Raw genomic sequence first — 15,703 nt, forward strand, 5'->3', positions numbered from 1 at the left:
CGGGGAGGGGGAGTGATGCCGGCTATCACGAGCGCCGACGTGGCCCGCGAGAGCGGTGTCTCACGCACCACCGTCAGCTACGTCCTCACCGGACGGAGCGGCGTCAGCATCTCCGAGGAGACCCGGCGCCGCGTGCACGAGACCGCGGCCCGGCTCGGGTACGCCCCCTCGGCCGCGGCCCGCGCGCTGCGCACCGGTCGCAGCGACCTGGTGCTGTGCATCCTGCCGGACTGGCCCGTGGGCTCCGTGATCGAGACGCTGCTGGACGAGCTCGCCGACGGACTGTCCGGCCGCGGGCTGTCCGTCCTGGTGCACCACGGCCGGAGGACACGGCCCCTGAGCGATCTCTGGCGTGCCGTGACACCCCGCGCGGTCATCGGGTTCGCCCCGTTCGACGACGACGATCTCCTGGCGATGCGCCGTGCGGGGATCCAGGTGCTCGGCACCCTCGGTGAGGAGCACCGGCCGGATGCCGGGCTCCCCGCGGAGAGCCAGCTCGAGATCGGCGCGCTGCAGGTGCGACACCTCGCCGCCCGTGGACACCGGCGTTTCGGCTATGCCTGGCCCACGGATGCGCGGCTCGAGGTCTTCGCCGGGGATCGCCTCCTCGGTGTCCGGCGGGCCTGCGCCGAGCTGGCCCTCGAGGAGCCCACGGTGCTGCCGGTCGGCCTCGAGGCCGTCGACGCTGCGACCGCTGTCCGTCGGTGGCGGGAGGAGGGGGTCACCGCCGTCGCCGCCTACAACGACGACGTCGCGCTCGCGGTGCTCGCCGGATTGCGGTCCGAAGGGCTGTCCTGCCCGGACGACTGCGCGGTGGTGGGCGTCGATGACGTGCCCGCGGCGCGGCTCGCGGCACCTCCGCTCACGACGGTGTCGCAGTCGATCGGGGTGCAGGCCCGTTACCTCGCCGCGCTGGTGCTGGCCGACCTCGACGGGCTGGAGAAGCCGTCCCACCCCGGTCACGGGCTGCAGCTCGTGGAGCGGGACTCGGCCTAGGCCCTGTGCGCGCGCTGGCACGGGTGCCACGCACGTGGGCAACCCGTCCTGGGTGCACCGTCCCAGGGGCGTAGCCGGTACTCGCCGGCGAGCATCGACAGGAGGGGCCGGAGCATCGCTCCGGCCCCTCCTGTCGATGTGTGCCCGATGCGCTACGGGTAGCGCTCCACATAGCTCGGGGTGCCGGTGTTCGCGTTGCTCACGGGCGCACCGGTGTCGTTCACCACGTGGTCGATGGTGCCTGCCCCGAGGTTCACGGTCAGGAGGTGGTTCAGCACCACGCCGGGAGTGTCCGGCACCTCGAACCCGCGGGTGGCGTGGATGCTCAGGTCCACGTTGGTGAAGATGTACGAGCCGCCGCCCCAGAGCGTGTGCTGCTCCACGTCGTCCGCCACCTTGTAGCCGGCCCAGCCGAGGACGCCGTCGTGCTGCCAGGCCGCCTGGTTGGGCGGGTCGTAGGGGAGTTCGTTCTGGAAGAAGACCGTGCGGCCGTTCTCGCCGTTCCAGATGACGTTGTACTCCTGGTAGTGCTCCACGAAGAGGCCTGTGGCCGTGACGTCGTCGCCGTTCACGATCACGCCGTTGCGCCCGGTGCTGACGTCCCAGCCGAAGGATCCCGCGTTGCCGTGGTCCGCCCGCCACACCCACGTGTGGTCGATCAGCACGTCGTCGCTGTTGATCTCGAGGCTGACGTCCGCCTTGCCCACGTGGGGGCCGCCGATCCGGAAGTACACATCGCTCAGCGTCGTCGGGTTGGCGGGGTCGCTGTGCTTCGCGCCGTTGTTGCCGTTCTTCGTCCCGACCTGCAGCAGGACGGGGGAGTTGACGGTGCCGCCGTCGATCGTGACACCGGCGATGACGACCCCGGGAACGTCCGCGACGCGCATCGGCACCGCGCCGTCCACGGCGGTCAGGGTGGCGTGCCCCAGCCCGAGCACGACGGTGTCCGCCCGCTTCACCGCGATGGTCTGCGCGATGTCGTAGACGCCGGGGGTGAGGAGGAGGTGCTTGCCGCGGGCGAGCGCGTTGTTGATGGCCTGCACCGGATCGCCGGGCTTCGCGACGAAGAACTCCGACAGCGGGATGGTGCGCCCCGGCGTCAGGCCGTCCTTCCAGGAGATGCCGCGGGAGTCCACCTGGGCCGCGGGGACGCGGACGCTGTAGGCGCCGGAGGAGTCCGCGACCAGGTAGGGCTTCTCCCGGCTGACGGGCGTCCGGTCGAGGGTCGTGTACGGGGGAGTGGGGAAGCCCTCGTCCGAGGGTGCACCCTCGGTCCCCGAGAAGACGGCGTTCCAGACGCCGTTGGACCAGCTGCCGATCTCGCTGTTGCGGGTCAGCCACTGCTGCTGTGACCCGTTGACGATGTCCCCGGCCCTCGAATCGGCGAGGTAACCGCCGCTCGCGAACTGGGGCCCGGCGGTGCAGTAGTCCATGAGCGAGAGCGTTCCGCCGGTGACGTCGACGCGCCGCAGCGAGACGGCCTGGGAGACCGCCCAGAAGTTCGCCGTCGCGCGGCAGCCGTCCTGGCCGGCACCGTTGACCTCGAGGGTGAGGTTGGAGAGCGTCCTCCAGAAATTGTTGAGCGCGATGCAGTTGCTCGTCCCGTTGTCCTCGAGGCAGCGGTTGTACACCTCGATCTTGCCGTTGATGACGACGTCGGACGGTGAGGCACCGAGACCCGCGACCTCGGTGTAGTAGCCGACCCTGAACTGCAGGGGTTCGGCGTCGGTGCCGTAGGTGCCCGGCAGGAACAGGAGGGCCGTCCGTTCGGTGCCCATCTCGTTGTCGATCTGTCGTGCGTTGACGGCGTCGACCGTGGCCTGGATCTCGCTCACGGGCATGCTCGGATCGAAGACCGTCACGTTCGGGCCGAAGTCCACGCCCGACGCCGGTGGTGTCTTCTCCATGGTGATCGGCGTCGTGGCCGCCGGGTCGAGGGGTGGGGCCGCGATGGCCGTGGCGCCGGTGCCGGCTGCCAGGAGCATCGCGGCTGCGAGGGCTGCTGCCAGGCGGAGCCGCCCGGTACTGGTGGAGTACGGGATGGTCATGGTGAACGGTTCCTCTCCGTCGAGGTGGTCCTGCCGAGGTCGGCAGGTGAATCGTGTCACCCTGCCGGAAGGAATTACATCCCCGCACCCGAACGAAGTCAAGGAGGGCCGGAAAAACTGCGGCACTCCTTGATGCACCGGTACGGCGGTGATACAGCTTGGGGAGCGTTGCCGGCGAGCGTCGGCAGCCCAGGAACCCCCCGACGCGAGGAGACACCATGGCAACGCCCGACGAAGAAGAGCGCACCCTCAGCGACTGGAGCCGCACTCTGACCCAGGCGCTCCAGATCCTCGACCTCGAAGTGGACCACCCCCGGATCGTGGAACTGGCCGACCGCTCGGCGCACCTGGTGGGACCGCACGCCGGCGTCATCAGCGCCTTCCTGGTGGGTTACGCCGCCGGCACCGTCACCACGAAGAGCCGGGAGGAGACGAGCGCCGCCGTCGAGAAGGCTGCGACCACCGTGACGACCGTGATCCAGAAGGACGAGGAGACGCACGAGCAGGAGGGCTGGACCGGCTCGGCGCAGTAGCCGTCGGGCATCAGGCCGGGACGGGCGTCGGGGTGTGCCGGGCCAGGCGTGCGAGTGTCCAGGCCAGGACGACGCCCACGAGCACCGCTGCGGTCAGGCCGAGGCCCGAGTAACCCAGGAGCACGAGGGCCGGGCCCGCGAGTGCGCCGCCGAGAGCGCCGGCCAGGTTCATGACCAGGTCCGACGAGCCCTGGACCGGGGCACGCTCGGCGATCTCCACGGCTCCTGCGAGGAGGGCCGACGCGGACACGATGCACGCGGACCAGCCCAGCCCGAGCAGGATCAGGCTGATCGTCACCCCCGCCTCGGATCCCGAGGCCTGCCATGCCGTCAGCAGCGCCGCGAGCAGGAGCACCTGCCCGAGGAGGATCCCCTGGATTTTGCCGGCACGGTCCGCGACCCAGCCAAACACGGGGGACAGCGCGTACATCCCGGCCACGTGCAGGCTGATGGTCAGTCCGACGACGGACAGGCCCGCACCGTGGTCGTGCAGGTAGACGGGCGTCATGGACATGACGGACACCATCGCCGCATGGCCGGCCGCGATGGCCACGACGGCGAAGCGGGCGACCGGATTGCGGGCGAGGATGGCGAGACCGCGCCGCTTCGGCGGGGCGGGCGCATCCGCCGGACGGTTCGCGGCGTCGCGGCTCAGGGCCGTCAGGAGGGGATCGGGACGTAGCCCCAGCGAGTAGACGAGTGCGGCAGCGGCCTGCGCCCCGGCGGTGAAGACGAAGCCCCCACTGAGCGCGGGGATACCGAGGACACCGGCCACGACCTGGCCCGGCTCGAAGAGGTTCGGGCCCAGCACGGCGCCAATGGTGGTGGACCACACCACGACGGAGAGGCTGCGTCCGCGGGTGTCCTCGGTGGCGAGGTCGGTCGCTGCGAAGCGTGCCTGGAGACCCGTCGCTGCTCCTGCGCCGAGCAGGACCAGTGCGACCAGCAGCAGCGGGAAGAAGGCGAGAGAGGCTGCTGTGATGGCCAGGAGGGCGCCGAGGCAGGCGACGACAGCACCCGTGGCGAGGGAGATCCGTCGGCCCCTGCGCTGGGCGAGCGTGGCGAGGGGGACTGCCGCGGCGGCGGCTCCGAGAGTGGCCATCGTCGCCGCCATGCCGGACCAGGCACTCGAGCCCGAGGTCTCGGCCGCCAGCAGTGCCCCGAGGGAGAGCGTGGCACCCGCGCCCAGTCCGCCGAGGATCTGCGCGACCACCAGGACGCGGATGACGCGACGCTGCTGGTCGTGGTGGTGGTCCTGCTCGTGGTCCTGCTGGTTCCGCGGCTCGTCCTGCAGGTCCTTCTGGTCCACCGGCTCCGCCCCTCATGGTCTTCGTGACCGGAGCAGTCTACGCGGACCCGTCGCCCGCGGGCAGTACCGGCTCCAGAGCCCGGCAGCACCCGGTCCGGCTCCCCGGGATGCGGCAGGGCCGGGTGGTCGCCCACCCGGCCCTGTCCTGCACGTCCCCGGTCGTGCCGGCAGGAGCGTGCGTCAGACGCTCGACGCCGCGGCCTCCTTCGCCGGAGTCTTCTCCGTCCGGGCATCCGGGAAACCGTCGGCCTCGGGCTCGGGTGCCGGGGCGGTCGCCGCGGAGTAGTGCTCCGTCGGTGCCGTGTGGCTGCTGGGCTCGAATCGCACGATGATCTGCTTGGAGGTCGGTGTGTTGCTGCCCTGTGCCACCTCGTCCAGCGGCACGAGGACGTTCGCCTCCGGGTAGTACGAGGCGGCGCAGCCGCGCGCCGTCGGATACGACACGACGCGGTAGGCACGCAGCACACGCTGCACGCCGTCGTCGTACACGCCGTGGATGTCCACGTTCTGCCCGTCCGTGAGGCCCAGCTCGGCAATGTCCTCCGGGTTGATGAACACCACGTGGCGGCCCTTCTTGATGCCGCGGTACCTGTCGTTGTGGCTGTAGATGGTGGTGTTCCACTGGTCGTGGGCGCGCAGCGACTGCAGGATCAGCGTGCCCGCGGGGCGCTCGAGGTACTCGAGGTCGTTGACCGTGAGGACGGCCTTGCCCGTGGGCGTGTTGAACGTGCGTGAGTCCCGCGGGCCGTTCGGCATCACGAAGCCGCCGTCGAGGCGAATCCTCCGGTTGTAGTCCTCGCAACCCTCGACCACGCGCGAGATGTGGTCGCGGATCAGGTCGTAGTCCTTCTCGAAGCCCTCCCAGTCGGCGTCGAGCCTGCCGTCCAGGGTGGCGCGGGCGAGGCGGCTGATGATGGCGGGTTCGGACAGGAGGTTGTCGGAGACCGGCTCCACCGTGCCGCGCGAGGCATGGACCGCGCAGACGGTGTCCTCGACCGAGACGAACTGCTCACCCGTGGCCTGGCGGTCGATCTCCGTACGCCCCTTGCAGGGCAGGATCAGCGCCTCCTTGCCGGTGATCAGGTGCGAGCGGTTGAGCTTGATGGAGATCTGCACCGTCATGTCGGTCTTCTCGAACGCCTCCTCGGCGACCTGCGTGTCCGAGATGGCCGAGACGAGATTCCCGCCGAGGGCGATGTACGCCTTGACCTGTCCGTCCCGCATGCGCTTGATCGCCTCGACGGCGTCGGCGCCGTGCTCGCGGGGCGGCTCGAAGGAGAACTCCTTGCCGAGGGCGTCCATGAACGTGGCGGGCATCTGCTCCCAGATGCCCATCGTGCGGTCGCCCTGGACGTTGCTGTGGCCGCGGATGGGGGAGGCACCGGCGCCGGGCTTGCCGATGTTGCCGCGCAGCAGGAGGAGGTTGATCATCTCCTTGATCGTGGCCACGCCCTTCTTCTGCTGGGTGATGCCCATGGCCCAGGTGATGATGACCTTGTCCGCGGCGATGTACCGGGCGGCCAGTTCGTCGATCTCCTCGATCCGGAGCCCCGTGGCTTCGACGACGGTGGCGTCGTCGAGCGTCAGCAGGTAGTCGCGGAGCTCGTCCAGGCCCTCGCAGTGCTCCTCGAGGAATGCGTGATCCAGGACCGTCCCGGGGTTCTTCGCCTCGGCCTCGAAGACGCGCTTCGACACCGCCTGGAGCAGCGCCATGTCACCGCCGAGCCGGACCTGGAGGAACTGGTCGGCGATCTCGGTGCCCTTGCCGGCCACGCCGCGGACCGTCTGCGGGTTCTTGTAGCGCTTGAGCGCCGCTTCGGGGAGCGGGTTGACGGCGACGATCTGGCCACCGTTGCGCTTGCAGTTCTCGAGTTCGGTGAGCATGCGCGGGTGGTTCGTCCCGGGGTTCTGGCCCATGACGATGATCAGGTCGGCGTTCTCGTAGTCCTCGAACGTGACCGTGGCCTTGCCGATCCCGATGGTCTGCCCCATGGCCCAGCCGGAGGACTCGTGGCACATGTTGGAGCAGTCGGGCAGGTTGTTGGTGCCGAAACCGCGGGCGAACAGCTGGTACAGGAAGGCGGCCTCGTTCGAGGTGCGGCCGCTGGTGTAGAAGGCGGCCTCGTCGGGGGAGTCGAGGCTCTTGAGCTTGGTGCCGATGATCTCGAAGGCCTCGTCCCAGCTGACCGGCCGGTAGTGGTCCTCGCCGGCGGGCTTGTAGACGGGCTCGACGAGCCGGCCCTGCATGCCCAGCCAGAACTCGGAGCGGGCGCGCAGGTCGCTGAGGGAGTTCTCGGCCCAGAACTCGGAGGAGATGACCACTGGGGCGGCTTCCCAGGTGACGGCCTTGGCGCCGTTCTCGCAGAACTCGAAGGTCTTCCGCTTGGCGGGGTCGGGCCAGGCACAGCTGGGGCAGTCGAAGCCGTCCTTGTGGTTCATCTTGAGCACGGTCTTCAGCGTGCGTTCGACGCCCATGTGCTCGATGGCCGGCTTCATGGAGTAGTAGACGCCCGGCAGGCCTGCGGCCCATTCCTTCGGATGGTCCGCGACCTCGATGTTCTTCTCGTCCGGCTCGATTACTCGAGGTTCCTTGCGTGTCATGGCGAACGTCCTTCTCCGCGGCCCGGGATGGGCGCTCCTCGACAGATGATCCAACTGCCCTTGTGTATCAGGCCTAACAGGGTGTCGGTCGAAACCGCAAGCGTCAGGCGGAGATTCCGGGATTTCTTGACGGCGCCACGGACGTGCGAAGGCCTTCCCGCAGTTCGAGGCGGTCCCAGTACGTGGGGTTCCGGGCGGTTGCCGGGCAGGATCAAGGGGTATTTATTTAGTTGACCTAACGAAACGAGGAGCGTACAGTTACTTAGAGCAACAAAGTATACGAGGCCAGGAGTACCCATGTCAGTAGCGCAGCACACCGCTGCAGAGCTGGTGCACCACATCTTCGATCTGCAGCGCGCCCTGCGGGGCGTCACCGCCGCCGGGATGAAGTACTCGGAGCTGGGGCCCGCGCACACCGGCGTCCTCTTCTTCATCGGGGAGGGCGGCCCGATGCGGGCGTCGGCCCTCGCAGGGAGGCTCGGCATCGGGCCGTCCGCCCTGAGCCGGCAGCTTGCCGACCTGGAGCAGTACGGCTTCGTGGTGCGGACGCCGGACCCGCTGGACGGCAGGGCCTGCCTGCTCTCGCTGTCGGGGGAAGGGCGGACGTACCTCGCCGAAACCTACGAGCGCAGGGCCGAGACGCTCCGCGGGATCCTCTCCGACTGGACCGAGGCCGAGGCCGAGGCGGCGTCGCAGTCCGTCCAGCACCTCACCGCAGCCCTCCGCTCCGCCGCCCCTCCCCACGGTGCGGCGCCGTCCGGGCCCGCAGAACCGGCCAGGACACCACGCACCACCGCACACCGCACGGGCAACGACGGCCGTCATCCGAATCGCACCACCGAGATCATGAAGGAAGAACGCTGATGGCCACCCGATCCACCAAGGCGAAGGCCGCTGCGGTCGCCGAGCCGCAACCGCCCGCCGCACCCACCGGGGCCGGCGAGCCCATGAGCCACGCGCAGATCCTGCAGGCGCTCACGGGTCTGCTCGCGGGCCTGTTCACGGCGATCCTCAGCAGTACCATCGTCGCCAACGCCCTGCCCACCATCATGAGCGACCTCAACGGCTCCCAGACGGACTTCGCGTGGGTCATCACCGCCGCGCTGCTGGCCAACGCCGCGACCACGCCGATCTGGGGCAAGCTCGCCGACCTGTTCGACAAGAAGATCCTGGTGCAGGCCAGCATCGTCATCTTCGTCGCCGGCTCGGTCCTCGCCGGTTTCGCGGAGACCATCCCGCTGCTCCTGACCGCGCGCGTCATCCAGGGCGTCGCCATGGGCGGTCTCACCGCACTGGCACAGGCCATCATCGGCACGATCATCGCGCCGCGCGAGCGTGGCCGGTACTCCGGCTACATGGGCGGCGTCATGGCCGTCGCGACTGCGGGCGGACCGCTCCTCGGCGGTTTCATCGTGGACTCCCCGCTCGGCTGGCGCTGGACGTTCTTCGTCTGCGTGCCCCTCGCGATCATCGCCCTGGTGCTCCTGCAGATCACGCTGAAGCTCCCCGACACGCGCCGCAAGGCACGCATCGACTGGCTCGGATCCATCCTCCTGACCGCCGGTGTGAGCCTGCTCCTCATCTGGGTCTCCTTCGCGGGCAAGGAGGGCTACTACGGGTGGTTCTCCCGCGAATCAGCCCTGATGGTCGGCGGCAGCGCCATCCTGCTCGCACTGCTCCTCGTGGTCGAGTCGAAGGTGGCCGAGCCCATCATCCCGCTCAAGATCATCTCCGAGCGCACCACGGCCCTGGCCATCATCGCCTCGATCGCCGTCGGTATCGCCCTGTTCGCCAGCTCGAGCTACCTCGGGCAGTACTACCAGGTGGCCCGTGGCGCCACGCCGACCGAGGCCGGGCTGCTGACCCTCCCCATGATCGCGGGCAACCTGCTGGGATCCATCGGCGCCGGGCTGCTCGTCACCAAGTACGGCAAGTGGAAGCGCTACATCGTCGCAGGTGCCCTGTTCCTCATCGCAGGCCTCGGCCTCGCGGGCACCATCGACCACCTGACCCACCTCTGGCTCGTCGGGATCTACACGTTCGTCTTCGGCCTGGGCCTCGGCCTGATGCTGCAGAACCTGGTCCTAGCGGTCCAGAACACCGTGGCCGTGAAGGACATCGGGTCCGCCAGTGCGTCGGTCGCGTTCTTCCGCTCGATGGGCGGTGCCGCGGGTGTCGCCGTCCTGGGGGCCCTCCTCGGCACGCGGGTGGAGAACAAGACCACCGAGGGCCTGGCGGCCGCCGGGATCCCCACGACGGGCGGAGCGGCGGGCGGTTCGCTCGACCTCGTCGACCTCCCCGCACCGATCGCCGACATCGTGCGTGCCGCCTACGGCGACAGCACGGCCATGATCTTCCTCATCACTGCGGTCATCGCGGTCGTCGGCCTCGTCTGCGTGCTGTTCATCAAGGAGAGCCCGCTGCGCCGCACGGTCGACTTCGCCCAGGCGGCCCCCGCGGGTCCCGCGGGTCCCGCCGCGTCGATGTCACCGGCAGCGACGGGTACCACGCCGGCCGTCGCCGGAGCCCCCTCGGGCTCAGCGCCTGCCCAGCCCGATACCGCGGCCGGGCGTCGACAGGGCGGCGATACGGAGATCCTGAAGGACTCCGACGTCGTCGCCGTGCAACCCTCCCACGGCCGGCACAGCGCCGGCCCGGTGGAGATCCTCAGGGCCGACCTCGACCGCGCCGCGCAGGAGCTGTCCGAACTGGATGCCGACGTGCGGGACCGCGCGGGAGCGAACCGCTAGGACGAACCGCTAGGACGAACCGCTAGGACGAACCGCTGGGGGCGAAGCTCCACGACGGCGGGCCACCGGGTGTTCCCGGTGGCCCGCCGTCGCTCGTTCCCCGTGGGCGGTCGAAGCGGAGTTGCCGGTCCTGCCCTTGTCATGACCCGCGGTGGCCGGAGAAGTCGGAAGCGGTGAGCCGGGTGCGCGTGACGGCGTCGATGCGGATCGTCAGGCTGCGGTCGAGGTATTCCACCGTCACGTGGACGGGTGCGTCACGGGCGACGAGTGTCACGGCGGTCAGTGCGCTGTCAGCCCATTCGAGGTCGACGACCACACCGGGCCGTGCGACGAGGCCGCGTACGCTCCCCGTGGCGAGTTCACCGGGAAGTGCGGGCAGCAGCACGATCCGCTCGTCGTGGCTCTGGATCAGGGTCTCGGCGAGCGCCGCCACGAACCCGAGGTTGCCATCGATCTGGAACGGTGGATGTGCTGCGAACAGGTTGGGGTAGAGGCCGCCGGCAAAGGGTCCGCTCACGCTGCCTGCCGGTCGGAACTGGAGGCGCAGGAGGTCGGAGACCTTGTCGGGACGGCCGAGCCGGGCCCAGAGGGCGAGTTTCCAGGCCAGGGACCAGCCCGTGGAGTCGTCGCCGCGGTCCACGAGGGTCCGGGCGGCAGCCGTGCGGTGCGCGTCGTCGTAGGTCGCCGAGCCGGGGTACAGCGAATAGAGGTGGCTGAGGTGACGGTGGTGCGGGTCGACGGCAGCCGCGTCGTCCGACCACTCCCTGATGCCGCCGTTCCCACCGAGGGGTGGAGCGACGGGGATTGCTCCGGCGCGTGCCGCGACCTCCCGGGCAACGGGATCGGAAGAGCGGCCGAGTCTCTCCGCGGTGTCGAGTACGGTCTGGAAGAGCTCGCGCAGCAACGACATATCCATGGTGCTGGACGTACCGAGGGATGCCGAAGCACCGCCCGGTGTCACGAACTGGTTCTCGGGTGATGTCGAAGGGCGCGTCCCCCACACCTCGGGAGCGCCCTCCGCGCCGGGAATCCACACCATCCAGTCGAGTGCGAACTCTGCGGCACCCCGCATGATGTGCCAGGCCCGCTCCACCAGCGCGCTGTCCCCGAAACTGATGCGCTCGGCCAGGTGGCGCACGAGCCATGGCCCGGCCATCGGCCAGAACGCCCAGGACGGATCGCCGTGCCCGCCACCGACCGGGGAACTGTAGGCCCAGGCGTCGGAGTTGTGGTGCACCACCCATCCACGAGCCCCGTACAGGCGTTGCGCGGTGGCACGTCCCGCCACCGAGAGCGTTTCGATGAAGTCCAGGAGCGGCTCGCCCGCCTCCGGAAGGTGTGCGACATCGGTGGCCCAGTAGTTCATCTGCAGGTTGATGTTGGTCGTGTAGTTGGAGCTCCACGGAGGTTGCATGCTGTCATTCCAGATGCCCTGCAGCGTCGCCGGCAGACCGCCCGGGCGGGATGACGAGATCAGCAGGTATCGCCCGAGATCGAACAGCAGGGCAGCAAGGGACGGGTCGGCTGCCAGTGGCCCACCGGGGTGCTCGGCTGCTGCTGCCACCCGGGTATTCGTCGGGGCGGTGTCGTCCTGCGGGCCGAGGTCGATGCCGACCCGCCCCATCAGTCGCCGGAAGTCGTGGCTATGGTCAGCGAGAACACGATCCGCGCCGGCGTCGATGGCCGCCTCGATACGAGCGGTCGCTTCCGCCGCAGCATCCGTGCACGTGCCGCGCGGTGCTTGGAGCGGGGACACGTAGGTGGTGGCCGTTGCAGCGAACACGACGACGCGTACCTCCCCGGCCGAAGTCGTCTCCGTCAGCACGCGCGTGACGATCGCTGCCTCGAGGCTGGACCGGGGGTCGGCACTCCAGCTCACCGGAGGGTAGGAGGGCTCGTGGCCGGGGGCGACGTCGGACGGCAGCCGGAGGAACAACGCATCCGCCGACCGGCCGATGACCTGCAGGGGGCTGGTGAGAGATACCCCGACCCCTGCACCGGCAGGTAGCCCGTCGATGACGTGCAGGAGCACCCCGTGCGGATGTGACACGACGGTGCGCTGCGTGATCCGTCCCGAGGTGACGGTGTGCAGGGCTTCTTCGAGGTCGAGCACGCGTCGGTAGGGTCCCGGGGCCGGGCCGCCCGCGGGCACCTTCAGCTCCAACGTCCCGAGAGGCAGGTACGCCTGCGTGTAATCGGACTGCAGCGCCGCGACGGGGATCTCCGCCTCGACCGGGCGCCCCGCCGCGATGAACCCACGGGCATCTGCCAGCAGGCGCCGCGCCGTGTCCTCATCCGGTCCGGCCTGCAGGCGCTCGCTCTGCGGGCTTCCCGACCATGCGGTTTCGTCATTGAGGTCGAAACGAGCGGTGGAGGCGTCACCCCAGCACATCGCGCCGAGCTTGCCGTTGCCGAGGGGCAACGCCTCCAGCCAGGTCGTCGCCGGTGCCGCGTAGGAGAGAAAGACCACCGGCTATCCCCGGGTCCCGCCGGCCGCGAGGCCGGTCGTCAACGAGCGCTGCAGGACATGACTGATCACCTTCATGTCAACTGGACCCGGCTAATGACCACGCCACCTTCCACGCTGAGGCGGAACCCCCGAGGACCATCCACTGCCGCGGAATCGACGGAGATCCTCAGCGGTCCGCTGAAGCCGGCCGGCACGCTGCTGCGGCCGATGCCGTTCCAGGTGTCGCCGGGGCCCGGCACCTCCACCCGGACCGTACTGCCGCCTGCGGGGGCGGCCCTGCTGGACACCACATCCAGCAGGACGGCGCTCGCCGAGCCTGCTTCGGGACCTTCCCGACAGCAGTGTTTCGGGGACCAGGGCCAGATTGCTGCACGCGTCGAAATTCTCCGCGCGGAACCACCGGCCGGTCCGACGCCCGATCCGGGCAGGTCCCTCTACGTCGAGCGGGGCCGAGAGCGGCAGGTCCTCCGCGGAGGTGCCGACCAGGAGGTGATACCTGCCGGATTCCACCACCATCCGTTCCGCCACGACGCTGTAGGTCGCGAGGCGCTCCAGGGGGACACTCATCGTGACCGTCGCTGTTCCTGCAGCGGGGATCTCCACACGCTGGTGGCCGACGAGCAGGCGCCGGGGGAAGTCGACGGCGTGCCCGGGAGCCGCCGCATACACCTGCACCAGCTCGAGGGCAGGGCGCTCTCCCGCATTGTGGACCTCGACGGCGAGTTCTGCCGTCCCCGCGCCGGGGGCGCCGTCACCCGGCACCACCCGCAGGTCCATCGACCGGTACTGCACGTTCCCGTAGGTGAGCCCATGGCCCAGCGGAAAGAGCGGCTCGGCCCGGCTGTACAGGTACGTGGAGCGTGAGCTGATGATGTCGTAGTCCAGGATGTCCGTCAGATCCTCGTCCCGGCCGTACCAGGTCTGCGGCAGCCGGCCGCTCGGTTCCACGTCGCCGCTCAGGACATCCGCGACGCCGTTGCCGAGTTCCTGCCCGCCGTGGGAGGTCCAGACGATGGCGGGAGTATCTGCCAGCACCCCCAGCGCGTAGGGATAGGACGAGACGATCACCAGGATGGTCCGCGGGTTCGCTTCCCGGACCAGGCGCACCAGTTCCTGGTCGGCCGGAGGAAGGTCCAGGGTGCTTCTGTCCAGGGTCTCCCGACCGCCCAGATGCGGGTCGTTGCCCACCACCACGACAGCGGTGTCGGCGTCCAGCGCAGCCCGCAGGGCGGCCTCGTGACCGGACTTCAGCGTCCGGATGGAGAAACGGTCCGCAGTGCCCGCGTCCGCGACGAGGGCGGCGCTGTTCGTCCCGGTCTCGAGGCGCAGCCACTTCCCGCTCCCGACGTGTCGCAGCGCAACGGTGCCGTCCGGCGCGTAGTCCAGCCGGAGGGTCTCCTGCACCACCCAGCCGCCTACCCGCTCAGCCACCGCACGAAGGTATCCGTCGCCCGTGTCCGTCACGAATCTCCCTGTCAGCGCGGACCGGAGCGTCAGCTCACCGGCACCCCAGTCGTTCAGGACGAAGGATTCGGCGGGCCCGGGCACCGGAGCATCCGCTGTGAGGGCCGACGCGCCGTCGCTCCCCAGGTAACCGCCGGTCCTGACGCTGCGCAGGGCCACGATATCCGCGCCTTCCTCCGCGATGACGTCGCTGCCGGCAGTGCTCCCGTACCGGCTGGTGAGTCCTGCCGCGATGCTGACTTCGTCCTGCAGGGTCCCGCTGTACCAGTCGCTCAGGACCCGGGAACCGAGAGCCCCGATCACGGCGACCGTGCCGGGCCTGGCTCCGAGGGGAAGCAGCGCGGCGCTGTGCTCATTGCGCAGTACGACGACCGATTTCGCAGCAGCCTCGCGGGCCAGGCCGACATGGGCCGGCGCGCCGATCATCTCGGCCCCGATCGACGCGTAGGGATCGTCGTCCGGCGTGAATTCCCCGGTCCTGGCACGGAGGGCGAGGAGTCGCGATACCGCACGATCGATGTCGGCCTCACCGATCAGGCCCCGCTCGAGCGCCTCGTCGAGGAAGGCGACCGACGGGCCCGGGTCGTCGCCGTCATCCGTGAAGCTGTCGACGCCGGCACGAAGAGCTGCCGCGTAGGCCGTCGGGCCGTCGGTGAAGTACTTCTCGGCCCGGAAGAGGGACCCGGGCGCGCCCGCATCGGTCACGATGGTGACGTCGTCACCGTTGTGCCACTGCCGCAACTGCGATCGCACCAGGTCGGAGACGTGGGCGGGCCTGCCGTTCACCAGGTTGTAGGAGAGCATGACCGCCCCCGCGACGCCGTCTTCGATGGGCGAGCGGTAGGCCGGAAGCTCGTACTCGTGGAGGACACGGGGGGTGAGGTTGCTCGACGTCAGGTTCCTGTCGAATTCGTTGTTGTACCCCAGGAAGTGCTTGAGGGTGGGGACGGTCAGCCACGTCACCGGGTCCTCCCCCTTGAGCCCGCGACAGTAGGCGCCGGCAAGGTGTGCCGTCAGGCGGGGATCCTCTGAGAACCCCTCCTCGTTGCGCCCCCACAGCGGATGCCGCAGTGGGTTCATCACCGGCGCCCAGACATTGAGGCTCACGCCGGGATCGGTGGCCTTCTTGGCTCGCAGTTCACGCCCTGTCGCTGCGCCGAGGCGCTGGATCAGCTCGGCATCCCAGGTGGCCGCCATGCCCACCGGCTGGGGGAACACGGTGGCAGGACCCAGCCAGGCGACACCATGGGCGGCTTCCGCGCCCGTGTGGAAGGACGCCAGCCCCAGCTCGGGCACAGCGGGTGCGTGCTGGTGGAGCATCGCGATCTTCTGCTGCAGTGACAGGGAACGCAGGATCTGCCGCGCCCGGTGATCCGCGGGGCTCGCCGTGTCGCCGTCGAGGAGCGCATCGGATGCAGAGGTCTGAGCTGGGGTGCTGGGCACGGGGTCCTATCTACTGTGCTGTCGAATCGCTTACACACAGGAAAGCGAGACCTGGTCTGACACCCCCAATGTGAGGCAGGCCACATGTG

General features: G+C 69.6%; 9 protein-coding genes. 4 read left to right on the plus strand and 5 right to left on the minus strand.

Annotated features, from left to right (window positions below; all coding sequences use genetic code 11):
• Positions 1-15 precede the first annotated feature (15 nt).
• On the plus strand, positions 16-996 hold the full coding sequence (locus AC4D2O_RS04015) for a LacI family DNA-binding transcriptional regulator (protein ID WP_490905314.1): 981 nt from the start codon (positions 16-18) through the stop codon (positions 994-996).
• A gap of 152 nt (positions 997-1,148) precedes the next feature.
• On the opposite strand, the gene AC4D2O_RS04020 is transcribed toward AC4D2O_RS04015, so the two are convergent.
• Positions 1,149-3,044, minus strand: coding sequence for a pectate lyase-like domain-containing protein (locus tag AC4D2O_RS04020; protein ID WP_490905315.1), 1,896 nt, complete (start codon positions 3,042-3,044; stop codon positions 1,149-1,151).
• A gap of 218 nt (positions 3,045-3,262) precedes the next feature.
• Between AC4D2O_RS04020 and AC4D2O_RS04025 the strand changes: the two genes are divergently transcribed.
• Complete coding sequence (locus AC4D2O_RS04025; RefSeq protein ID WP_490905316.1) at positions 3,263-3,577, plus strand: DUF6457 domain-containing protein; 315 nt, start codon at positions 3,263-3,265, stop codon at positions 3,575-3,577.
• 10 nt (positions 3,578-3,587) lie between these two features.
• On the opposite strand, the gene AC4D2O_RS04030 is transcribed toward AC4D2O_RS04025, so the two are convergent.
• Positions 3,588-4,886: an MFS transporter gene (locus AC4D2O_RS04030; RefSeq protein WP_490905317.1), complete on the minus strand. Its 1,299-nt coding sequence runs from the start codon at positions 4,884-4,886 to the stop codon at positions 3,588-3,590.
• 180 nt (positions 4,887-5,066) lie between these two features.
• On the minus strand, positions 5,067-7,487 hold the full coding sequence (locus AC4D2O_RS04035; RefSeq protein WP_490905318.1) for an FdhF/YdeP family oxidoreductase: 2,421 nt from the start codon (positions 7,485-7,487) through the stop codon (positions 5,067-5,069).
• 297 nt (positions 7,488-7,784) lie between these two features.
• On the opposite strand from AC4D2O_RS04035, the gene AC4D2O_RS04040 reads away from it, so the two are divergent.
• Together AC4D2O_RS04040 and AC4D2O_RS04045 are read left to right on the plus strand one after the other, a co-directional pair.
• The gene (locus tag AC4D2O_RS04040; protein ID WP_490905319.1) at positions 7,785-8,351 is read left to right on the plus strand and encodes a MarR family winged helix-turn-helix transcriptional regulator; all 567 of its coding nucleotides are present in this window, start codon (positions 7,785-7,787) and stop codon (positions 8,349-8,351) included.
• Positions 8,352-8,434: 83 nt separating this feature from the next.
• A complete protein-coding gene (locus AC4D2O_RS04045) occupies positions 8,435-10,237 on the plus strand; it encodes an MFS transporter (RefSeq protein ID WP_490905844.1) in 1,803 nt (600 codons plus the stop codon).
• A gap of 139 nt (positions 10,238-10,376) precedes the next feature.
• Here the strand turns inward: AC4D2O_RS04045 and AC4D2O_RS04050 are convergent, their stop codons facing one another.
• Entirely contained in the window at positions 10,377-12,707 is a 2,331-nt protein-coding gene (locus AC4D2O_RS04050) for a glycosyl hydrolase family 95 catalytic domain-containing protein (RefSeq protein ID WP_490905320.1), read from the minus strand.
• 90 nt (positions 12,708-12,797) lie between these two features.
• Positions 12,798-15,614, minus strand: a complete 2,817-nt coding sequence (locus tag AC4D2O_RS04055) for a glycoside hydrolase family 3 C-terminal domain-containing protein (RefSeq protein ID WP_490905321.1) — start codon at positions 15,612-15,614, stop codon at positions 12,798-12,800.
• Positions 15,615-15,703 lie beyond the last annotated feature (89 nt).

Source organism: Arthrobacter sp. TJ-238 (genome assembly GCF_058269215.1).

Coding starts and splice junctions, on each gene's coding strand:
- AC4D2O_RS04035 (WP_490905318.1), bottom strand. CDS start 7,487: ATGACACGCAAGGAACCTCGAGTAATCGAGCCGGACGAGAAGAACATC.
- AC4D2O_RS04020 (WP_490905315.1), bottom strand. CDS start 3,044: ATGACCATCCCGTACTCCACCAGTACCGGGCGGCTCCGCCTGGCAGCA.
- AC4D2O_RS04025 (WP_490905316.1), top strand. CDS start 3,263: ATGGCAACGCCCGACGAAGAAGAGCGCACCCTCAGCGACTGGAGCCGC.
- AC4D2O_RS04015 (WP_490905314.1), top strand. CDS start 16: ATGCCGGCTATCACGAGCGCCGACGTGGCCCGCGAGAGCGGTGTCTCA.
- AC4D2O_RS04045 (WP_490905844.1), top strand. CDS start 8,435: ATGAGCCACGCGCAGATCCTGCAGGCGCTCACGGGTCTGCTCGCGGGC.
- AC4D2O_RS04040 (WP_490905319.1), top strand. CDS start 7,785: ATGTCAGTAGCGCAGCACACCGCTGCAGAGCTGGTGCACCACATCTTC.